Genomic DNA, 20,645 nt, shown 5'->3' with positions numbered 1-20,645 from the left:
TACGGGTTTGGGCAGAAGAGCACGCTATCCTACTGCCAGTCTCCCCTATCTTTGCTCGTAAGTCCACTCAAATTGAGTTGGAGGCCAAGCATAAGGCCACAAGCTATGCATGGTTTTCCTGCTTCTGCCAGCTAAGCACCCCAGTAACGTCACGCTGATTGCACTTCTGTGTTTGTGTTGGGCTATTTTTTCAATTGCTGGTTTCTCACTCATCTTCCCGTGCAGGCAGTGTAGCTGCCTTAAAGCTATTTTCTCTTTTTGCCGCGCTCTATCTCTGCTCCCCCTTTTGCTCACCAACTGGCTCGGCTGCTGCTGGTGTTGGCCGTGTCCGCGTTGCCCCTGTTCTGGCTACTGGGTAGTTTGCCCGCCCAACAGTGGGATGAGGCCCGCACCGGCCTGAATGCGCTCGAAATGTTACGGAGCAACAACTGGCTGGTCCTTACCCACCGGGGCGAGCCTGACCTCTGGAACAGTAAGCCCCCGCTGGTCCCGTGGCTGATGGCACTTAGCTTTAAGCTCTTAGGCCCCACGGAAGTAGCCTTACGCCTGCCTTCTGCCTTGGCGGCCCTGGCTACGGTGCTGGTGGTATATTTTGCCGGCAGCCGCTGGCTGGGCAGCTGGCGGGCCGGGCTACTGGCAGCTTTGGTACTGCTAACCACGCAAGGCTACGTGACCCTGCACGTATCCCGCACCGGCGACTTCGATGCGCTGCTCACCCTCTGGACCACGCTGGGCACGCTGAGCTGGTTGGCTTACCTGACCACGGGCCGCGCCCGCCACGCCTGGGGCACGGGTGCCGCCTTCGCTTTAGCCGTGCTCACCAAAGGCATAGCTGGGCTGCTTTTCGGACCGGGGATTATTGTGGCGACACTCCTGACGGGACAGGTACGGCGGCTACGCCAGTTTGCCCCCTGGGGGGCTTTTTTTCTAATCCTGGGCGTCGCGGTCAGCTGGTATACGATTCGCGAGTTGGTTGCGCCTGGTTATCTGGCGGGGGTATGGCAGTATGAGGTAGGCGGGCCAGCCGGGGAGGAACTGGAAGGCCACGGCCACCACTTTTTCTGGTATGTAAGTAAGCTAGCCGAAACCAAGTTTGGAGCCTGGCTGGTGGCAGCACTGGGCGGCATAGGGCTAGGCTGGTGGCTACCGCGCCGCAGCCGGGGCTGGTGGCTGAGTCGGGTGCTGAGCACTGTGGCCGGAATGTTTTTGTTGGTTATATCACTGGTAAAAACGCAGCTGGATTGGTACGACGCGCCGGTATATCCGCTGCTGGCCTTGCTGGCGGCAGGCGGCCTGGTGTGGGTGGGCCGCGTCGTGGCGGCTCATTACCACCGTCGCCCGGCGGCGGCGGCGCGCCTGGCGGCGGTGCTGCTGGTAGCCGCGCAGCCCTACGGCGTACAAATCATGCTCACACGGCGCTCCACGGATGTGGCCCGGCGCAACTCATCCTTGCAGTACGGCCGCCATTTGCGGGCGCAGGCGCAGCAACTGCCCCACCTGCGCGAGTACCTGCTGGGCGACGACGGTTTTTTTAATGACAGCCCCGAGTTTTATATGGCTGCTATGACGGCGCAATATGGCCACCGCATCACGCGCGTGGGTCCCTGGCAGGTAGGCTGGGCCACTCCGCCCCGCGTTGTGACAACTTGCGGAGCAAAAGCCTGGAAGCCCTGGCAACAGTACTACCAAACCCGCGTTCTATTCCGCACTGACTCCTGCGTAACGTTTCGGCTGGAAGCCCGCCGCTAACGCTGGCCCGAACCGAACACCCTAGCTTGCGGTTTGCTATTTACCTTCTCATTCGACTTTAGCTCAGGTTTTAATGATACACTTCCAGGAATTTACCCTCGCCAACGGCCTGCGTTGCCTCGTGCACGAAGACCATTCCACACCGATGGCCGTGCTCAACGTGCTCTACAATGTGGGCTCGTGCGACGAAGACCCCAGCCACACGGGCTTTGCCCATTTATTTGAGCATCTGATGTTCTCCGGCTCGGTGAACATCCCGAGCTACGATGAGCCGCTACAGCGCGTGGGGGGCGAAAATAATGCCTTTACCTCCCCCGACATTACCAACTACTACCTTACCCTGCCCGCCGCCAATATCGAAACTGGCTTCTGGCTCGAATCGGACCGCATGCTGGGCCTGGCCTTCTCAGATAATGGCCTGGAAGTACAGCGTAAGGTAGTGATAGAGGAGTTCAAGCAAAACTACCTCAACCAGCCCTACGGCGACGTGTGGCTGCGCCTGCGTCCGCTGGCCTACCAGCATCACCCCTACAACTGGTCAACTATCGGCAAGGAAATCAGCCACATCGAAAATGCGGTGATGGATGATGTGCGTAACTTTTTTGCCAAGCATTATGCCCCTCAGAACGCTATTCTGGTGGTTGCCGGTGCCGTGTCGTTGGCCGAAGCCCAACGCCTGGCCGAAAAGTGGTTCGGCCCTATTCCCGGCGGCCTCAGCTATGAGCGCCAGTTGCCGGCTGAGCCCCGCCAAACAGAAGCTCGCTTTCTCGAAATAAAGGCGGATGTGCCCTTGAGCGCTTTCTATAAAGTGTACCACATGCCCGGCCGCGCCGACGACGCCTACACCGCCGCCGATCTGTTGTCTGATGTGTTGGGGCGGGGCAAATCCTCGCGCCTTTACCAGCGGCTGATAAAGGACCGGCAATTATTCAACGGCATTTCAGCTTCCTGCACGGGCTCACTGGAGCCTGGCTTGTTGGTTATCAGCGGTAAGTTGAACGTCGGCGTGAGTCTGGAAGAAGCCGACGCGGCCGTGGAAGAAGTAGTAGCCGAGCTTCGCGCTACACCCGTAACGGCCGAGGAATTGGAGAAAGTAAAAAATCAGGCCGAAGCCAGCATTGTGTTCAGTGAAATCGAGTTGCTCAACCGCGCCATGAACTTAGCTTACAGTAAGCTCATGGGTGATGCTAACCTGGTAAACGAGGAAAGCGCCCGCATTCAGGCCGTCACGCCCGAGCATGTATTGGAAGCCGCCCGCGAAATTCTGCGGCCCGAAAACAGCAGCACCCTGTATTATCGGGCACAACCTAAAGCCGTTGAGGAATTGGTAGTTGCTGAATAAAAGCTAATGGTTTTTTAATAGACATCACACACAAAAAAGCCCCCAACACCTGTGTTGGGGGCTTTTTTTACGTCAATCCTAGCTCTTACCAGTCACTCCCAGTTGGGGTTTCTTTAGCCGGAGCGGGAGCAGCGGCCGGCGGCGCTGTTTGGTTGCCCATCGTGTTGGTTGCTGGTGCGGGAGCCGGAACGGCTGGGGCATCTACGCGGCGCGCACGCTTAAAGGGCTTATTCAGAGGACGGTTTTGGTAATCGGTCATCACCCGGCGGGAAGGCGCAGCCGTAAAACCGGGCGCTATCTGCTGGCCGCCACTGCGCGATATGGGGTCGCTTTCGGCCTCATCGACGTAAGCCGCCGCCGCAATCCAAGAAGTTGGCGGTGCATCGGCTTTAGGTGCGGGCTGGGTCGCAGGCTGCGCCGCTTGCGTCGCGGGCTGCGCGGATTCGGGTGCGGGTTGTGCGGATTTAGACGCAGCCGGTGCGGGCTGTTGTTGGGCCAGCGCTTTGGTTCCACCCGCACAGGCAGTCAAAATCAGGGCTGAAAAAGCAAGTCGGAGCATAGCAAAGTAGGTTAGCGGTTACAGGTTGTAACGGCCCTAATACGATTTTGCGTACAAAAGTGCCTGAATAGTAGTCGATTATTCGAAAAACTATTCAGGCACCTTCAACTTTTGCTTTGAAAACCAAGGGGTTACTACTGCTTTTTAGTAATAACCGTCGACGTCTTTTTAATGGGTGTCTTATCCGAAGAAAGCGTTGATGAGCTAGAAGCAGCCTTGGCAACGGGCTTCTTCAGCGGGCGGCCCATGTAGTCGGTAGTGGGCGGGCTGGGCATGTTCAGGCGCAGGCCGGGCGCTAGCTTTGTCGTTCCCTCATTGCGCCGTCTAGACCTATCGTAGCGGGAGTAGGCACCGGCGCGGGACTTTGCGCGCACATTGCTGGTGCGGTGGTAGCCGTTCGCAGTTTTTTTGGTAGTTGTGGTGGTGGTTTTCTTTGTTTGAGCCTGGGCAGGCTCGGCTACAAACAAAAACACGAGGGCCACGACAGCAAGTAAACTAATTTTCATGGGGCAAGGGGTAGAAGTGAATATATAAGTAAAGCAAGGGGCAGCGGCCTAGCGCCGTCACCCCGTTACTCTCAAGTTTGCCCCCCGCATCGGGTACATTGTTCATCTTCTGCAGGGAGCATTTTTGTACGGACCGTGTCTTTGAAAAAGCAAACACAAGGCCAGTTAAACCCTTTGTATCATCACAATTAAATTCTTTGCGATGGTACTCTTGCCTTATACGCGCATTTTACTAGCCCGGACAGATGAGATTGAAAACCACCTTTAGCTGAAACAAGTGCTAAGCAGACCGCTGACTACCAAGAAGCTGGCATATCGTCGTCGGCGTTGGCGGGGGCAGAGGCAGGCTGAGCGGCCAGAGATGAGGAGGCTGAGCGGCGGATTTTGCGCTTCAACGGCCGGCCCCAATAATCGGTGCTCACGCCACGGTAAGGCGAGCTGCTCATACCAGGTGCCACCATTACGCCGGAGGAGCGCATCATAGGATCGGTTTCGGCCGCGGCTTCATTTTCTGTATCGGCGGCGGCCACAGTTGCGGCCTTTTTGGCGGCCTTCGCTTGCTTTTTCAGTGGGCGGCCCCAATAATCGGTGGTGGGCTTTTGGTGGGTGCTCAGGCTAATGCCGGGGGCACTCATCCAGCCAGTACGGTAGCCGGTTACTTCCTCGGCAGCGGCAGCCGGAGCGGCCGTAGTAGTTGGAGCGCTGCCCCAAGCGTCATCATCGGTAGAGGCCGGGGCCAACGACCCAAACCATTCATTGGTCGTTGACTGGGTGCTGTTAGTGGTTTGAGCTTGAGCGGAAGTATGGAAGATGGCGACCAGCGCCAAAGCAGATATCAAAAAGGATTTCATAGGAAGGGTGAGTTGGCGATGAATATCGGGCCAGAACCTCTGGCCACCGTCGGAGGACAAACGGGTGGCGCCCCACGTTTAGTCTTTACCCGTTTCTGTCTAGCTTTTTGCAGCAATCGTACCAATTTCCGCGAAGCCCGGATGTCATACATGCCGCAACGGGGCTCACCGGATTTTGAGCCGGACGCGTACCTTTGCCAGTATTATGCAGGAGACCATCACCCAGCTACGGGCGGCCATTGAAGCCCACGACCTTTCCACGCCTGAGCAACTGGAGCAGTTTCGCCTGGCCTTCACCGGCCGCAAGGGCCAACTGGCCGATTTGTTTGAGCAACTCAAAACCGTGCCCCAGGATCAGCGCCGCGCCGTGGGCCAGGAGCTAAACCAGCTTAAGCAGCTGGCCCAGGACCGGTTTGCCCAGCGCCAGCAGGAGCTGGAAGCGGCCCGCGAAAATGCCCCCCAGAACCCCGATTTCGACTATACCTTGCCAGCTGTGCCGCGAGCCCTGGGCACACGCCATCCGCTGAGCTTGGTGCGCGAGGAAATGGTGCGCATCTTCGCCCGCATTGGCTTCAACGTGGCGGAAGGCCCCGAAATTGAAGATGATTGGCACAACTTCACAGCGCTGAATTTTCCCGAAAATCACCCGGCCCGCGATATGCAGGACACGTTTTTCGTGCGCCGCAATCCCGCTGAGCCGAGGGAAGATTTTCTGCTGCGCACCCACACCAGCACCGTGCAAGTGCGCGTGATGGAGTGCCAGGCGCCGCCTATTCGCAGCATTATGCCCGGCCGCGTGTACCGCAACGAGGCTATTTCGGCCCGCGCCCACATGATGTTCCATCAGGTGGAAGGTATTTTTATTGACGAAGGCGTGAGCTTTGCCGACCTGAAGCAGACGGTTTATTACTTCGTGCAGGAGATGTTTGGGGCCGATATCAACATTCGGTTCCGGCCGTCGTTTTTCCCCTTCACCGAGCCCAGCGCCGAAATCGACATCACCTGCCTGATCTGCAAGGGCACGGGCTGCAACATCTGCAAAGGCTCCGGCTGGGTCGAGATTGGCGGCTGCGGCATGGTAGATCCTGCTGTACTCCAGCACTCCGGCATCGACCCCGAAATTTATTCTGGCTACGCCTGGGGCATGGGCATCGAGCGCATTACCATGCTGAAATATCAGATCAAGGATTTGCGTTTGTTCACGGAAAACGATCTGCGGTTTTTGCACCAGTTCGAGGGAATAATCTCTTAACAAATCCCTGACGATCAAAGCACTAAACTGCTGCTTCAGCCCAAATAGCATGCCTGCTTCTACCCTACTTTAGCCTGATTTGCTATGATTCCTTCCCCCGAAAATACCGCCTCCTCCGCGCAGCCGGCGGCTAGCGTATCGGTTCCGCAGCCCATCAAAACAATAGCGGTAGTCGGGGCAGGCACTATGGGGCTGGGTATCGCGCAGCTTTGCGTACAGCATGGCTTTCCGACCATCTTATTTGACCTGAACGCCGATATTCTGGCCAAGGCAGAGGTAGCCATCGCGGCTGGCCTGGGTAAGCTGGTGGAGAAGGGAAAAATGCCCTCCACAGAACGCGAAGCAGCCCTGGCCCGCCTCCGCCCCACCACCGACTTAGCCATCGTGCAGGCCGATTTGATTATCGAGGCCGTGGTTGAGAAGCTGGCTGTAAAGCATGAGCTGTTCCAGAATCTGGCGGCCCAAAATGCCCCCCAGACTATTCTGGCCTCCAACACTTCGTCGCTGCCGATAACGCGGCTAGCGGCAGCAGTTCCTCATCCGGAGCGCGTCGTGGGGATGCACTTCTTTAATCCGGCACCCCTGATGCCGCTGGTAGAGGTCATTAGCGGCGTGGCTACGGCCCCAGCAGTTGCTGATGCGGTGCAGGCTCTGGCTGAAAAGCTCGGTAAGCAGCCCGTGCGTGCCGCCGATGCGCCGGGGTTTATCGTGAACCGCGTGGCCCGGCATTTCTATGTCGAGAGCCTCAAGGTAGTGGAGGAGCAAGTGGCGCCCTTTGACGTAGTGGATGAGCTGCTGGAAGCTACTGGCTTTCGGATGGGCCCATTCCGCCTCATGGATTTAATTGGTGTGGATACCAACTTCTCGGTAACCAGCGCCATGTTCGAGGCATTTCACTTCGACCCCAAGTTTCGGCCCAGCCGTATTCAGCAGCAGAAAGTAGACGCGGGCCACCACGGTCGCAAAACGGGTAAGGGATTCTATGACTATTCTAGCTAAAAAAGCCCCCCAACGCGCCCTGATGAGCCTCGCTCTTGTGCTTGGCTTGAGCGGCTGTGGCGACTCCAGCAGCGCAGAGCCGCTAATCCCGTTTATTAGCTTTAATGAAAGCATCAGCGTACTGGATCAGCGCTACCCGCAGCTGCGCACCGACAACGGCGCGGCAGAGATACCGGGCGGCGTGCGCGGGCTTATCATTGTGCGCCAAAACGCTACTACTTACCTAGCTTTCGAGCGCAACTGCCCCTATCGCCCCTATGATGCCGCGTGCTCCACAGTGAGCATAGATGCCTCCCGCTTATTTCTGGCCGATGCCTGCTGCAGCTCGCAGTTTACGCTGCAAGGTCAAACGCGTGGTGGTCCCGCTCCCCGGCCACTCCGCCAATATGCTACTTCGCTTTCTGGTAATTTACTGACAATCACGAATTAATAAATTCAACTCAAAGAAAAACCAGAAAGCATTTGCGATTTTTAAGGCTTTGTCCTAACATTGCACCCGCAACGACTGATAAAGTCGGCATAACCGCTTCCTTAGCTCAGCCGGTTAGAGCATCTGACTGTTAATCAGAGGGTCCCTGGTTCGAGCCCAGGAGGGAGCGCCACTACTGAAAAAGGCCACTGGTAATCATATGATTACCAGTGGCCTTTTTTTGGTTTGCCCGTGAAGAGTAAATAGTCAATCCTTTTATGTAGTCAGCCACACCCTTCTAAGCCTTACTGGCTCGTTTTATGGTGCCTGATCCACGTCAATGCTGCTGATTCAAAAAGCGTATCGTTTGGAGATCAGGCACATCCTGATAGAGTTTGTCTAACGCCCGGTGGTAGAGGCGAGATGGCCTAGCTAAGCCAGCGAAAGAAGGAAGTGGATTTTGTGGTGGTTGGAGGCGGGGCCACTCCGGTCAACTGGCGTCGAGCGGGGTTGGTCGGGCGAAATCTCGCTCTTGCGCTCGTTATCTGGCCAAGCACTTGAAGGACGCGCTCTGCTTCGGTCTGCTTTCATTTGCACCATCTAGCAGGTGTATGTTACTTGAAATCCTGATAAACAGAGGCATGGCTAGCAGATGCGGGGCAGCTGTTCGCCGGTCAGCATATTGAGCATCCGCCGGCCGCCGATGCTGCTGGTGAGAATGACCTGCCTGGGGTGACTTACCGTAACGGCCCCGATGATGGCGGCATTCTGGCCAGTGCCCGTAGCGCGCAATACGTCCAGCACCTGCCCGGCCACGTCGGCCTGCACCACGGCAATGAAGATGCCCTCATTGGCCACATAGAGCGGGTCCAGCCCGAGCATCTCGCAGGCCCCTTCCACCTGCTCGCTCAGCGGAATGTCGTTTTGCACTAGATCAATGCCTAGGCCACAGTCCTGGGCAAGCTCGTTGAGCACGGTAGCCACCCCGCCGCGGGTGGGGTCGCGCAAGAAGTGGATGTCGGCCCCGAAGGCTTCGAGCAGCTGCTCCACGGCCGGGTAGAGGTTGCAGGTGTCGCTTTCCAGCTCGGTTTCAAATACCAGCCCCTCGCGCACCGACATGATGGCCATGCCGTGCGTAGCCACCTGTCCGCTCACAATGATTTTATCGCCGGCTCGCACGTTATCGGCGGCAATGTGGGCCTTGGGGTGGATTTCGCCAATACCGGTGGTGTTCACGAAAATCCTGTCGCCCTTGCCGCGCTCCACTACTTTGGTGTCGCCGGTTACTACCTGCACATTGGCCTGCTGGCAGGCAAACTTAATACTGACCAGGATGTCCCAAAATTCGGTCATCGGCAGGCCTTCCTCGATGATGAAGCTCAGGGACAGAAACCTCGGCGTGGCCCCGCACATGGCCAGGTCATTGACGGTGCCGTACACGGCCAGCTCGCCGATGTTGCCGCCGGGGAAGAACACCGGCGTGATGACGAAGCTGTCGGTGGTGAAGGCCACGGGGCTGCGCACGGGCAGGAAGGCGCCGTCGTGGTGCTGGTCGAGGTAGTCGTTTTTAAGGATGTCGAAAACGCCGCTGTTGAGCAGGTTGTGGGTGAGCACGCCCCCGCTGCCGTGCCCGAGGGTGATGATATCGAAATCGAGCTGCGGCATAGGGCACTGCAACTGCATAGCGGCTTTGCGGTCGAGTTCGGGCATGGGCAGGGCTTAGGCTTCCACGGGCGCGGTCGCGCTCAGGGCCGAATAGAAATGGTAGTAGGTGGCGCACGAGCCTTCCGACGACACCATGGGCGCGCCCAGCGGGTGCGCTGGGTGGCAGGTGGTACCGAAGTTGGGGCAGTCGAGCGGCTTTTTCAGCCCCTTCATGATGGCCCCGGCAATGCAGGTTTCGTCCTCCTTCGTGTCGGTGAGCGGCACGTCGAATTTGCGCGTAGCATCAAAGGCCACGTACTTGGCTTTTACTTCCAGGCCGCTGTGCGGAATCACGGCTAGGCCCCGCCACATCCGGTCGCTGACTTCAAAAATCTCCTCGATGGCCTGCTGGGCGGGCTGGTTGCCGTGCTCGCGCACCACGCGGGCGTACTGGTTTTCCAGGCGGGCCTCGCCCTTTTCCAGCTGGCGCACCACCATCAGAATGCCTTGCAACAAGTCGATGGGCTCGAAGCCGGTGACGATGATGGGCACCTGGTATTTCTCGACAATCGGGTAATACTCGCCGTTGCCCATGATGGTGCACACATGGCCGGCTGCTAGGAAGGCCTGCACCACGGTTTCAGGGTCGCCGAGCAACGCCTCCATGGCCGGCGGCACCAGCACGTGCGAGGCGATGATGGAGTAGTTGGTCAGCCCCAGCTGGTGGGCTTGGATTACCGACAGCGCATTGGCCGGAGCCGTGGTTTCAAAACCCACGGCGAAGAATACTACCTCGCGGTCGGGGTATTTTTGGGCCAGACTCACGGCTTCCAGCGGGGAGTAGAGGATGCGCACGTCGGCGCCTTCGGCCTTGGCTTGGAGCAGACTTTTTTCGGAGCCGGGCACGCGCAGCATGTCGCCGAACGAGCAGAGGATGACGCCGCACTCCAGGGCCAGGTAAATGGCGCGGTCGATAAGGTGGGTGGGCGTCACGCACACCGGGCAGCCGGGGCCGTGCACCATGGTGATTTCCGGGGGCAGCATTTGCAGCAGACCATACTTCACCAGGCTGTGGGTTTGCCCCCCGCAGATTTCCATGATGGTCCAGGGCCGGGTCACGGTGCGCTTGATTTCGGCCAGGTACTGCCCGGCCAGCACGGGGTCGCGGTATTCGGTGAGGTGCTTCATGACATCATGCGGTTGATGATGGCGTCGGCCTGGCGCGTGGTTTCTTCGGTGGGCTTCGCGCCTTCCTCGGGTGAGTTGTAGAGCTCGTCGAGCTCGTTCATCTGCTGCAAAAATTCCAGAGCGCGGGCGGCTTCCGCCTCATCCACCACGCTGATGGCCACCCCCACGTGCACCAGCACGTAGTCGTTTTCTTGGGCTTCGGGCACCAATTGCAGGTTGATTTCCTTCACGATGCCCCCCATCTCGACCCGGCCCATGCGCATGTGCCCCGTGCGCGGCGCTTCAATGGATTTAATTCTTCCGGGAATGGCTAAGCACATGGTCTTCGGGAATTAAAACGAATAAAAACCGGCGGGCTTTTACCGCAGCCTCGTACTAAACATACGCAATTTTAGGGAGCCGCCGCGGTTGCCGTGCGGGCGAACCATTGCAGCTGCCCAAATGAAATATTCTCATCGTTGGGGGGCAAACTCTGGTTGAAATACAAGCGGTGCCGCTCCCCCAGAATTTTCACTGCCAGGTCAACCAGCAAGCCGTTTTGAAACACCCCGCCGCCACAGCATACCGTATGACACTGGTGAATCGCGGCGGCCTGCCGGATGGCCACTACCAGCCGCACGTGAAACCAGGCGGCTATGGCTGCTTTCTCCGTCCCGGCCGCAATCCGGGTTACAACCGCCGCCATCAGAGATTGGGAAGAAAAAGCTGCCGGGGCCTGCTGCTCCAGCCAGCTTAGGGGAATAGTCGAGCTGTCCTTGAAATAGCTGAGCGCCTGCTCTTCCAGCAGCATGGCGGCCTCGCCCTCGAAGCTGGCTTTATCCAGCAAGCCCAGCAGGGAAGCCACGGCATCGAACAGCCGGCCCACGCTGCTGGTCTGAATACTTTTTTTCCCGCTGATCCGGCCGTAGTTGCGCCACTCGGCAGCGGAGAATTTCGGCCGAAGAAGCGCCGCCGCGTCATCCAGCTGATGGCCCAGTGAAAAGGCGGCGAGCCGGGGCTCAATGGCCATCTTGTCGCCCAGAAAAAGGTCGAAATAGCTGAAGTGCTGCCCCCGTGAGAACTGCCGGTGCTGGTAGACGAAGAATTCCCCGCCCCACATCTGTCCATCGGAACCCAGGCCGGTGCCGTCCCAAACTACCCCCAGAATGGGTTCGGCGGCAGCCAGTAAGTCATGCTCGCCCAGCACCGCCGCGAAATGCGCTTCGTGGTGCTGAATACGGACCAGCTGACTGCCGAACTCCCGCGCCAGCTGCTGGCCCAGGTGAGTGGTGAAGTAGTCGGGGTGCTGGTCGGTCAGCACCACGGCCGGCCGGGCCTGAAACAAGGCCAGCAAATGCCGCAGGGATGCCGCGTACACCTGTTGGGCGTCGTAGTTATCCGTGTTGCCCAGGCTTTGGCTGACGTAGGTGTTTGCGTGGTGCAGCAGCGTGAAGCTGCTCTTGAGTAGGGCGCCGGTGGCCAAAACCGTGGTCTGGGGGGCAAATGCGGGCCGGCTGTCGAGCAAAGGTGCCAGCCCGCGGGCGCGCCGGAGCACTATGCGCTGCCGGGCGTGCACACTGAAACTGACCACGCTGTCGTCCTGGGGCACCAGAATTTCCCGGTTGTGCGTCAGCACGTAGTCGGCCAGGGCACTCAGCTCCCGCCAGGCTGCCGCATCCGCATCCTGGTACACGATGGGCGCGCTACTGGCGTTGGCGCTGGTAGCCACGATGGGCTCGTTGAACGCCTGGAGCAGCAGCTCAAACAATGGCGTGTAGGGCAGCATCACCCCAATTGTTGACAGCCGGGGGGCAATTTCCGGAAGAGCCAAGCGGCTTTGGGCCGGCGCCAGCAAGGCTACCAGCACAATGGAAGCAGCTACGCTTCGCAATTCCCGCAGCTCGGCCTCGCCGACCGTGGCCTCCCTTTGCAGCCGCGCTACGCTGGGAAACAGGAGGGCCAAAGGCTTGCGCGGCCGGTGCTTCCGCCGCCGCAGCTCTTGAATGGCCGCCGGATTGGCCGCGTCACAGGTCAGCAGGTAGCCGCCGATGCCTTTGAGGGCCACTATTTTTCCTGCGGTCCACAGCGCACAAATCCGGGTAATAATGCTTGCCTGGTCGGCCTCAATCAGCTGCTCCCGGTTGTCAAACAACGTCATCCTGACCGGGCACCGCGGGCAGGAGTTGGTTTGGGAGAAATGCCGCCGGTTCAAGGGATCGTGGTACTCGGCCGTGCAGGCCGGACACATGACGAAAGGGGCCATGGTCGTATTCTCCCGGTCGTAGGGCAGCTGCCGGATAATGGAATAGCGCGGCCCGCACTGCGTACAGGTGGTAAACGCGTACCCATACCGACGATTTCTGGGGTCGTGTACTTCCTCAAGGCAGGCCGCGCACACTGCTAGATCGGGCGAAACCAGCAAAACCGGGTTCCCGCCGCTCTCACTGGCTAGGATGCGAAAGTCGTCATATCCTGCGGCCGCCGCCGCCGCCAAACGGTGGGCGGTGATACGTGCCAGGGCCGGGGCACCGGCTACGACGGCTTCGTAGAAACGGGTAGCCGCCGCCGGATCAGCATTGAATTCGACGTGCACCCCATCATCCGTATTATTTACCCAGCCGCATAACCCCGCCCGGCGGGCCAGCTGGTAGACATACGGGCGAAATCCCACGCCCTGCACCAGCCCTTGTATATGGATGTGCCAGGTGGGAAGCTTTTTCAAGACAGCCGAGTTAGTAAAGCCGCAGATTGGAATTGGCCGACAGCATCTTTAGCTCCTGCTGCGCCTCCGGGGTCAGGTAAGGAGCCATCAGCGACCACAGATCCGCCACGAAATCGTCCTCGCTCAGGTGGTCCTGCCCTCTGATTTTGCGGGCGTACACCCAGTTGTCCATCGTCATCCAGAACAGCCACGCCAGCTGCACGTACTGGCCCTGCCGGGAGGGCAGTTGGAACGTGTTGCGGTCCGTGTTAAACTGAAACATCCACTCAATCTGCTCCACCTGCCAGGCGATGTGCTGCTGGTGCTTTTTTTTGATGCACGGATAAGCCCGCAGCACTTCCAGGGTATCGAGGTAAAAAAACAGGTACTGTTGCTGGCAGTGAAAAATAGCGCGCAGCTGCCGGTCGATGTCCTCGAACAGGTGCGCCATCCGAAATTCGTACAGCGACACTTCCTGGGCCTGCCTCAGCTGCTCGTACAGCGCCTCCACCATGCACTTCTTGTCCATGAAATGATAAGCCAGGTGCCCCACGCTCACGCAGCCCGCGTCGGCAATATGTTGCAGGCGCACGTTCACGAAGCCGTTTTTATTGAACAGCTGCAGAGCGTTATCCAGCAGGTGCGCCTTGGTGTGTTTCATCGGCTGGGGGGCTTTTTCGGGGGCTAACGGTGGCGGATAAGCAAGAGGGGAAGGTAACGAAAATCAATACGCGAGTAGGTTCAGGCGGGCGGTTGAATTTGAATAATTGCCACGACACGCATGAGGTTCTTTTTGCACCCGGCTGCCTTCAACGCACCGATGAATCAGCTCTCTTTCAGGGCTATACACCAACCCAAATTAGAAAATGTTTTCTATAATGAAAAGTTGTTCGACAAGGTAATAATTCTAGCTTTATGTAAATAAATCCAGTCGCCATGGCCACTTCCCAACCTGCTGTAGTAGCCGACGCCCTCGACGAGATCCACGTATTCTGGCTGGCCGGCATGAGCTGCGACGGCTGCTCCGTTTCGACCGTGGGAGCTACCGCGCCCTCCGTTGAAGGCCTGCTCACGGGCAACATGCCGGGCCTGCCCAAAATCGTGCTGCACCACCCGGTGCTGTCAGTAGAAGCGGGCGATGAGTTCATGGAGCCTTTCCATCAGGCTATGAATGGGACCCTGGGCAAGCAGTTCGTGGTGGTGTACGAGGGCTCGATTGCCGACGAGCGCAAAAACGACGAAAACGGCGGCTACTGGGTGGCGCTGGGCCGGCACGAGGTGGATGGCGACATGCAGCCCTTCCCCACCGCCGACATCCTGCAGCTGATGGCCCCGCACGCGGCGGCCGTTATCGCCATTGGCACCTGCGCCACCTGGGGCGGCATTCCGGCCGCGGCGGGCAACGTCACTGGCTCCATGGGCCTGATGGATTTTCTGGGCGCGGACTACCGCAGCACGCTGGGCTTGTCGGTGGTGAACATCCCCGGCTGCGCGCCGCAGGGCGACAACTTCACCGAGACGGTGGCGGCCGTGCTGATGTTCTTGCAGGGCATCGGTCCGCTGCCCGAGTTCGATAGCCTGGGCCGCCCGGCCTGGCTCTTCACCGACACCGTGCACCAGACCTGCACGCGGGGGGGCTTTTATGAGGAAGGCATTTTCGCCAAAGAATTCGGCGACAAGCAGTGTTTGGTCGAAATCGGCTGCTGGGGGCCGGTAGTGCAGTGCAACATCAACAAGCGCGGGGCCATCAACCACGTGGGCGGCTGCATGAACGTGGGCGCGCCCTGCATCGGCTGCACCATGCCGGGCTTTCCTGACAACTTCTCGCCCTTCTACACCAAGCCGCCGGGCACCGTGGTGTCGTCGACGACCTCGAAAACTACCGGCTACTTTATCCGCAACCTGCGCCGCTTCTCCATGATGTACGGCAACCGCAGCAACCAATGGAACAAGCAGGGCCACGTCACTTCGGGCTGGGGCCACGTAGCGGAGCCGAGCGCCCTGCAAAAGGTCGCGCACTACTTCTACAGCGCCATGCAGTTCCGTGGCAGCGTGCGGCCCGGCTCCCGGCCCGAAAGCAAACCAGCCTTCATCGGCACCGGCTGGGGTGGGGCCAACGAGCAGGCCGGCGCCCGCCGGCCCAACGACAAGAGTACCCCGCCGGGCTTCCAACCGGATAGCACGGGCCCGCACGCAGATGCCACCAAGGAATTAACGCAGCAATAAGATGAACGACGCCGCCTACTACCGCGAGTTTTACATAGCGCTGGCGTTGGTCGGGGCCGTGGTGCTCATTGCGGCCACGCTGCTTATCCTGATTTGGGTGGCAGCCCGGCGCATTCTCAATCTGGCCACGGCCGCGCTGGGTATCGTGACAACCATCAAGGAAAACACGATGAGCATCTGGGGCCTGCAGGACACCAACCACACCGCCATCGACATTCTGCAGGAAGCCGACAAAATTGAAGAAAACGCCGGCGCGGTGGCGCAGGCCCTAGTCGAAACCGAACCTAAAAATCAACCCGAATGGAAACGGTAAGCACCGAAGCCCTGACCCGCGTCTGGATAATTTCCCTGGTCCTGGGCCTGGTGGTGACCCTTGTAGTAGCCTTCTTGCTCATCATGATTCGCAACACTGCCCGGAAAATTCTCGGTGGCGTGCAGCAAATCTGGACCGAGGGCAAGCTGGTGGCCAACAACACCATCCAGATACCCATCTACCTGACCGTGACCAACCAAGTGGTGGACCAGATTTACGCCACCGCAGTCAAGATTATTGGCGGCACGAAAGCCATTGAGCAGCACGCCGCCGGCTGCCCCGGCTGTCCGGCCTGCGTTTTTGAACACCGTAAATTCGCCTGATTATGTACACCTTGCTGATGGTTCTGACTGTGTTGCTGGTGCTGCTCTTCGTGGGCGCGCTGCTATATTTTGTGGCTGGTATTCACCGGCTGCTGGTGGACATCGGCGGCACGGGCGTGAGCTTTCTGGGCAAGCTGCGTATGGGCTTGCGGGCCATCGAAACCGAAACCGGCCACCTGCCGGTGCAGGTAACCAGGCTGAACACGACCCTGACCAATATCGGGGCCGGGCTGAAGGTGGTGAACACCAACCTGGAAGGGACTATTCAAAATGCGCTGCAACAAAAAAACGTATAGCCATGCCTTCTGTTGTTTACGTTCTCTGGATAGTGGTGCTGGCCGTGGCCGTGCTGCTGCTGCCTTTCATCATTCGCCTGCTGCACAAAACGCTGCTGGCCGCCATGAGCATCGAGCGCTACCTGCGTGAGATGAAAGAGGCCGGGCTGGGCATCGCTGGCAACACCGGCCACATCACGGCCCTGGACAGCACCATCAGCGTTGCCACCGACATCCTGGGCAGCGCCGGCAGCATCAATGCCAACGCCGAAACCATTAAAGTCACGCTAGCCGGCCGGGCCACTAAATTCAACTGACATGGGCGACTATCTTTTCCTCGCAACCCTCGTGGTGGTGGCCCTCGTGGTGCTGGTGCTGGTGGTGTACCTGGTCGGCGTCATCATCTATCTGTTCCGGGGCGCGGCGCACCTCCAGGCGCTGGCCGGCGGCCTGCAGCAGGTAGCCAACGATACCGCCCCGCTGGCGGGCAAGCTCACGACCATCAACGGCACGCTGGGCCAGCTGCACGGCGGGCTGTCTTCGGTCAATTCTCACCTGGTAGCCATTGCCGGCGTCCTGAAACTATAATCCTACCCCCGTATGTGTTTTAAAAACCTGCCGATAGAGTTCGACGCCGAGGGCAACGCCACGCTCAAGGAAGGGGTGAGCAACCCCTACTCCTACAACGTGGTAGACCTGGGCAAGAACGAGGACAAGCTCAAGGATCTGCTGGGCAAGAACGGCTTCCTGAAAAACGTCGATTACGACCCCGTGACCCGCATTGCCGGGGCGCTGGCGTTTCACAGCGTGGTCGATTTGAAGGAGAAGAAGGTTATTTCCAGCAACTCCATGGCGACGCTCTTTCGGGGGTACGAAATCATTTTGAAGGGCCGCAGCCCGCTCGATGCGGCCTACATCAGCAGCCGGGCCTGCGGGGTGTGCGGCGGGGTACACTCCACGGTGTCGGCCCTGGCCATCGAAATGGCACTCGACATCAAGCCGCCGCCCCTGGCCATTGTGATGCGCAACATTCTGCTGGCCGTGGAATACCTCTACGACCACCCGCTGCACCTGTTTCTGCTCTCCGGGCCCGACTATTCGGAGCAGCTGGTGAGCGAAACCAATCCCGAGATTGTGGAGCGCGCCAAAACCACGCCCGCTAATAACAGCGCGGCCCACGGTTACAAGCTCATGATTGACATCATGCGCGACCTCAACCCGCTCACCGGCAAGCTCTACATCGAGGCGCTGGAAATGACCCGCGTGGCCCGCGAAGCGTACGTGCTGATTGGCGGCAAGTACCCGCACCCGCAGTCGGTGGTGCCGGGCGGACTCTCGGTCACGGTCAACATCACGGTGCTGAACGAAGTCTACCAGCGCCTCATTAAGTTCTTTGACTACGGTCAGAAGGTGGTAGGGCTCTGGGACGACGTGTTCGACTTCTTCCTCGAATGCAACCCCGACTACGCCAAAGTAGGCGCCCGCCCCGCCACCATGATAGAAACCGGCGTGTGGGACCACCCCGACTACTACGACGCTTCCTACAAAAACTGCGACACCTGGGGCAACGCCCGCTGGTCGACACCGGGCGTGCTCATTGACGGCGAATTAGTCACCACCAGCCTCAAGCAAATCAACGTGGGCCTGGAGGAATTTGTGGAGCACTCCTACTACGAAAAGTGGGACGGCCACCGCTTCAAGGAAGACCTGGAGGGCCGCCCCTTGAGCCCCAACCACCCTTGGAACAAGGAAACCATCGCCAAGCCCGGCAAGCAAAGCTGGCGCGACCGCTACACCTGGGACACCTGCCCCACCTGGGACCGGAACTCGGTGGAAGCCGGGGCTTACGCCCGCCTCTACATCACGGCCAAAGCCAACAAGGTGGTATCGCGCCGCTTCGTGAACCCCACCGGCCACAGCATGATTCTAAACGTGCCCAAGCACAATATGCCCGCCGCGACGCTGGAATGGCACATCCCAAAGGTGTGGAACGCCTTCGAGCGCAACCGCGCCCGGGCCTTCTGCATCCCGTACTCGGCCCTGGTGGCGCTCGATAACTGGTACATGGCCATGGACTACCTGCGCCAGGGCGAAACCCGCATGAGCACCCCGTTCACCATACCCACCAAAGGCACGCACATCGGCGTGGGCTTCTGGGGGGCCGGCCGCGGCTTCCTCACCCACCACCTCATCATCGACGACGGCGCCATCTCCAACTACCAGATTCTCACCCCTTCCACCCTTAATGCCTCGCCGCACACGCCCTGGGGCACGCCGGGACCCTACGAGGAAGCGGTGCTCAACACGCCCATTCTGGAAAACGTAGAGCTGGACAACCCGGACAAGAAATTCAAGGGCATCGACATTCTACGGGCCATCCGCAGCTTTGACCCCTGTATGCCATGCACCACACACATTCAGGTAGCCGATAGCGACTACATGGTGACGCGGGAAGTGACGACTTGTGCCTGCGGGCTGGAGTAGAAGAAAGAAAGGAAAGAAATAAAAAGAACGTCATACTGAGCGAAGTCGAAGCATCTCTACCACGCCGTTAGATTGGCATTGCAACGAAGCGGTAGAGATGCTTCGGCTCCGCTCAGCATGACGTTCTTTCATGGAATTGACCTTTTACCCAAATAAACCCCCGCAACTAGTGCAATGAAACAGGTTATCATCGGCACCGTGGGCTACCACAACCTGTGCAATCATTCCATCGGCTCCGTGCTGCGCCCCGAGCTGCAAAAAATCGACTGGGCACCCGGTGTAGAAATAGATGAGCTGAACTGGGGCCCGATTGCCATCGTGCAGAAGTTTCAGGCCCGCACGGCGCCGTACCAGCGCGTGATTCTGCTCGCGGCCCTGGAGCGGCCGGGCCGGGCGGTGGGCGACATTTCGGTGTTTCGCTGGGGGGGCAGTTTGCCCGACGAGGAGCTGATTCAGCGCTGCGTGGGCGATGCGGTGACGGGCGTCACTTCGGTCGAGAACCTGCTTATCATCGGGGAGTATTTTAAGATATGGCCCAGCGAAACCATTTTGGTAGATGTGGAGCCCGGCCCGGAGCAGGCGGGCGAGCATTTCACCCCGGAAATGCAGGCCGCCATTCCCGACTTAATCCGCACGTTGCAGTACCTTACTGCAGCGGACAACGGCCAGCTGCTGACCTACGAGCCGCTGTATGGTGACACCCTAATCCAGGAAGCCTGATGCCGGACGCCCCCGACCCCACCAATCAGCTGGACGCCTTGTTCTGGCGCGAGGAAATCCTGCAGGTCCTCTACTGGATGGAGGGCGAAGGGCTGGCCGACGCCGTGCCCTTCGGCCGGCTGCTCTCCCTGCTCGATACCAAGCCCGACAAGCTGCTGCTGCACCTGCGCTTCAACATCGAGGCCGGCTACTTGCAAACCAAGGGCGACGAGCTGAGCGACTCCAGCGCCGTACGCCTCACGCCCATGGGCAAAAAGGAAGCGGGCAACATCTTCCGCAACGCCTTTGATGGCATGCAGAAGGGCGGACACGGCGAGTGCGGCCCCGACTGCGAGTTCTGCTACCACGAGGGCGAGAAGCTCGAAGACTGCGTGCACAACTGCGCCGACAGCCGCCACCAGCACCCCGCCTAACTCCCTAACTCATGGACCACATTTTCGTGTCGGACGCCGAGTACGAGCCCATGGTGGCGCGCCTGGAGGAAATGATGGGCGACCTGGAACGCCTGCCTTATCCCAAGGTCAAGGACGATATGCACGAGCTATTGCAGCACTTCGACCTGCTGCACCGCGAGGCGCTGACCCGGTTGTTCAAGGAAATCATTATCAACTACCCCGGCCTACGCCTGACCATGGCCGGCGACAAGGCCGTGAGCCTGCTTTTCAGCCTCTACGATTTGTTTCAGACCGATATTCAGAACGGCGTGGCCGTGCAGTCGGAGATCGGTGGGGGCAGCCGCAGCAGCCAGTACCCGCGCTGGATTCCGGTGGGCAACGCCCACACCCTCAAGGACGATACCACCTACAAGTACGCCGAGGACGACGAGAACATCCTCATCTGCAAGACCGACGGCCAGGTGTACGCCGTGAAAAACTGCTGCGGCCACACCGCCCTGCCGCTCGACGGCGCGGTGCTGAAGCACGGCGTGCTCATTTGCCCCTGGCACGGCTGTCCCTACCGCCTCGCCGACGGCGTGATGGAAACCAACGCCCTGCAACGGCTCAAAACTTACCCGGTGACCATCGGCGACGAAGGACAAATCCGTATTGGCCTTCATATGTAATGGGTATGCTGAATAAATACAGTGCTTCCGCCCTGCTTTTCACCTTGGTCGTTCTGGCTGGA

Annotated in this window: 23 protein-coding genes and 1 tRNA gene; 16 read left to right on the top strand and 8 right to left on the bottom strand. The window is 59.3% G+C overall.

Annotated features, from left to right (window positions below):
- Nucleotides 1-258 precede the first annotated feature (258 nt).
- Nucleotides 259-1,749, top strand: a complete 1,491-nt coding sequence (locus B9A24_RS10225) for an ArnT family glycosyltransferase (RefSeq protein WP_084445275.1) — start codon at nucleotides 259-261, stop codon at nucleotides 1,747-1,749.
- Nucleotides 1,750-1,822: 73 nt separating this feature from the next.
- Nucleotides 1,823-3,091 (top strand): M16 family metallopeptidase, encoded by a 1,269-nt coding sequence (locus B9A24_RS10220; RefSeq protein WP_084445273.1) that lies wholly within the window; start codon nucleotides 1,823-1,825, stop codon nucleotides 3,089-3,091.
- A gap of 85 nt (nucleotides 3,092-3,176) precedes the next feature.
- Here B9A24_RS10220 and B9A24_RS10215 read toward each other — a convergent pair whose 3' ends face one another.
- From B9A24_RS10215 to B9A24_RS10205, 3 genes are all read right to left on the bottom strand, one after another.
- Nucleotides 3,177-3,650 (bottom strand): hypothetical protein, encoded by a 474-nt coding sequence (locus B9A24_RS10215; RefSeq protein ID WP_084445271.1) that lies wholly within the window; start codon nucleotides 3,648-3,650, stop codon nucleotides 3,177-3,179.
- Between the two features lie 134 nt (nucleotides 3,651-3,784).
- Nucleotides 3,785-4,156: a hypothetical protein gene (locus B9A24_RS10210; RefSeq protein WP_084445269.1), complete on the bottom strand. Its 372-nt coding sequence runs from the start codon at nucleotides 4,154-4,156 to the stop codon at nucleotides 3,785-3,787.
- Nucleotides 4,157-4,452: 296 nt separating this feature from the next.
- Nucleotides 4,453-5,007: a hypothetical protein gene (locus tag B9A24_RS10205; protein ID WP_084445267.1), complete on the bottom strand. Its 555-nt coding sequence runs from the start codon at nucleotides 5,005-5,007 to the stop codon at nucleotides 4,453-4,455.
- A 205-nt stretch (nucleotides 5,008-5,212) separates the two neighbouring features.
- Between B9A24_RS10205 and pheS the strand changes: the two genes are divergently transcribed.
- The 4 genes from pheS (at nucleotide 5,213) to B9A24_RS10185 (ending at nucleotide 7,860) form a co-directional block, all read left to right on the top strand.
- A complete protein-coding gene (gene pheS / locus B9A24_RS10200; protein WP_084445265.1) occupies nucleotides 5,213-6,259 on the top strand; it encodes a phenylalanine--tRNA ligase subunit alpha in 1,047 nt (348 codons plus the stop codon).
- Between the two features lie 84 nt (nucleotides 6,260-6,343).
- On the top strand, nucleotides 6,344-7,258 hold the full coding sequence (locus B9A24_RS10195) for a 3-hydroxyacyl-CoA dehydrogenase NAD-binding domain-containing protein (protein ID WP_084445263.1): 915 nt from the start codon (nucleotides 6,344-6,346) through the stop codon (nucleotides 7,256-7,258).
- The gene (locus B9A24_RS10190; RefSeq protein WP_143434891.1) at nucleotides 7,242-7,688 is read left to right on the top strand and encodes a hypothetical protein; all 447 of its coding nucleotides are present in this window, start codon (nucleotides 7,242-7,244) and stop codon (nucleotides 7,686-7,688) included. The genes B9A24_RS10195 and B9A24_RS10190 overlap by 17 nt, the downstream gene beginning before the upstream one ends.
- Nucleotides 7,689-7,783: 95 nt before the next feature.
- Nucleotides 7,784-7,860, top strand: a tRNA-Asn gene (locus tag B9A24_RS10185).
- Between the two features lie 452 nt (nucleotides 7,861-8,312).
- Here B9A24_RS10185 and hypE read toward each other — a convergent pair.
- The 5 genes from hypE to B9A24_RS10160 form a co-directional block, all read right to left on the bottom strand.
- Nucleotides 8,313-9,377 carry a hydrogenase expression/formation protein HypE gene (gene hypE / locus B9A24_RS10180; RefSeq protein WP_234997175.1) on the bottom strand — a complete coding sequence of 355 codons (1,065 nt, stop codon included), beginning with the start codon at nucleotides 9,375-9,377 and terminating at the stop codon, nucleotides 8,313-8,315.
- Nucleotides 9,378-9,386: 9 nt separating this feature from the next.
- The gene (gene hypD / locus B9A24_RS10175; protein WP_084445259.1) at nucleotides 9,387-10,499 is read right to left on the bottom strand and encodes a hydrogenase formation protein HypD; all 1,113 of its coding nucleotides are present in this window, start codon (nucleotides 10,497-10,499) and stop codon (nucleotides 9,387-9,389) included.
- Complete coding sequence (locus B9A24_RS10170; protein WP_084445257.1) at nucleotides 10,496-10,819, bottom strand: HypC/HybG/HupF family hydrogenase formation chaperone; 324 nt, start codon at nucleotides 10,817-10,819, stop codon at nucleotides 10,496-10,498. The genes hypD and B9A24_RS10170 overlap by 4 nt, the downstream gene beginning before the upstream one ends.
- Nucleotides 10,820-10,890: 71 nt before the next feature.
- Entirely contained in the window at nucleotides 10,891-13,200 is a 2,310-nt protein-coding gene (gene hypF, locus B9A24_RS10165) for a carbamoyltransferase HypF (protein ID WP_159452021.1), read from the bottom strand.
- A 10-nt stretch (nucleotides 13,201-13,210) separates the two neighbouring features.
- Nucleotides 13,211-13,840, bottom strand: coding sequence for a TetR/AcrR family transcriptional regulator (locus B9A24_RS10160; RefSeq protein ID WP_084445253.1), 630 nt, complete (start codon nucleotides 13,838-13,840; stop codon nucleotides 13,211-13,213).
- Between the two features lie 275 nt (nucleotides 13,841-14,115).
- Here B9A24_RS10160 and B9A24_RS10155 point away from each other — a divergent pair, with 275 nt between their 5' ends.
- The 10 genes from B9A24_RS10155 (at nucleotide 14,116) to B9A24_RS10110 (ending at nucleotide 20,583) form a co-directional block, all read left to right on the top strand.
- A complete protein-coding gene (locus B9A24_RS10155) occupies nucleotides 14,116-15,405 on the top strand; it encodes an NADH-quinone oxidoreductase subunit B family protein (RefSeq protein ID WP_084445251.1) in 1,290 nt (429 codons plus the stop codon).
- Nucleotide 15,406: 1 nt separating this feature from the next.
- Nucleotides 15,407-15,718 carry a hypothetical protein gene (locus B9A24_RS10150; protein WP_084445249.1) on the top strand — a complete coding sequence of 104 codons (312 nt, stop codon included), beginning with the start codon at nucleotides 15,407-15,409 and terminating at the stop codon, nucleotides 15,716-15,718.
- Nucleotides 15,706-16,041 (top strand): hypothetical protein, encoded by a 336-nt coding sequence (locus B9A24_RS10145; protein WP_084445247.1) that lies wholly within the window; start codon nucleotides 15,706-15,708, stop codon nucleotides 16,039-16,041. Before B9A24_RS10150 ends, B9A24_RS10145 begins: the two co-directional genes overlap by 13 nt.
- A 2-nt stretch (nucleotides 16,042-16,043) precedes the next feature.
- Nucleotides 16,044-16,337 (top strand): hypothetical protein, encoded by a 294-nt coding sequence (locus B9A24_RS10140; protein WP_084445245.1) that lies wholly within the window; start codon nucleotides 16,044-16,046, stop codon nucleotides 16,335-16,337.
- A 2-nt stretch (nucleotides 16,338-16,339) separates the two neighbouring features.
- A complete protein-coding gene (locus B9A24_RS10135) occupies nucleotides 16,340-16,633 on the top strand; it encodes a hypothetical protein (protein ID WP_143434890.1) in 294 nt (97 codons plus the stop codon).
- A 1-nt stretch (nucleotide 16,634) separates the two neighbouring features.
- Entirely contained in the window at nucleotides 16,635-16,904 is a 270-nt protein-coding gene (locus B9A24_RS10130) for a hypothetical protein (RefSeq protein WP_084445241.1), read from the top strand.
- A 12-nt stretch (nucleotides 16,905-16,916) separates the two neighbouring features.
- Nucleotides 16,917-18,800: a nickel-dependent hydrogenase large subunit gene (locus tag B9A24_RS10125; RefSeq protein WP_084445239.1), complete on the top strand. Its 1,884-nt coding sequence runs from the start codon at nucleotides 16,917-16,919 to the stop codon at nucleotides 18,798-18,800.
- 174 nt (nucleotides 18,801-18,974) lie between these two features.
- Nucleotides 18,975-19,520 (top strand): hypothetical protein, encoded by a 546-nt coding sequence (locus B9A24_RS10120; RefSeq protein WP_084445237.1) that lies wholly within the window; start codon nucleotides 18,975-18,977, stop codon nucleotides 19,518-19,520.
- Nucleotides 19,520-19,933, top strand: coding sequence for a hypothetical protein (locus B9A24_RS10115; RefSeq protein ID WP_084445234.1), 414 nt, complete (start codon nucleotides 19,520-19,522; stop codon nucleotides 19,931-19,933). The genes B9A24_RS10120 and B9A24_RS10115 overlap by 1 nt, the downstream gene beginning before the upstream one ends.
- 11 nt (nucleotides 19,934-19,944) lie before the next feature.
- Nucleotides 19,945-20,583, top strand: coding sequence for a Rieske (2Fe-2S) protein (locus B9A24_RS10110; protein WP_084445232.1), 639 nt, complete (start codon nucleotides 19,945-19,947; stop codon nucleotides 20,581-20,583).
- The last annotated feature ends 62 nt before the right edge of the window (nucleotides 20,584-20,645 follow it).

Source organism: Hymenobacter roseosalivarius DSM 11622 (assembly GCF_900176135.1).
Classification (GTDB): Bacteria; Bacteroidota; Bacteroidia; order Cytophagales; family Hymenobacteraceae; genus Hymenobacter; species Hymenobacter roseosalivarius.
This window is presented reverse-complemented; position numbering and strand designations above follow the sequence as displayed.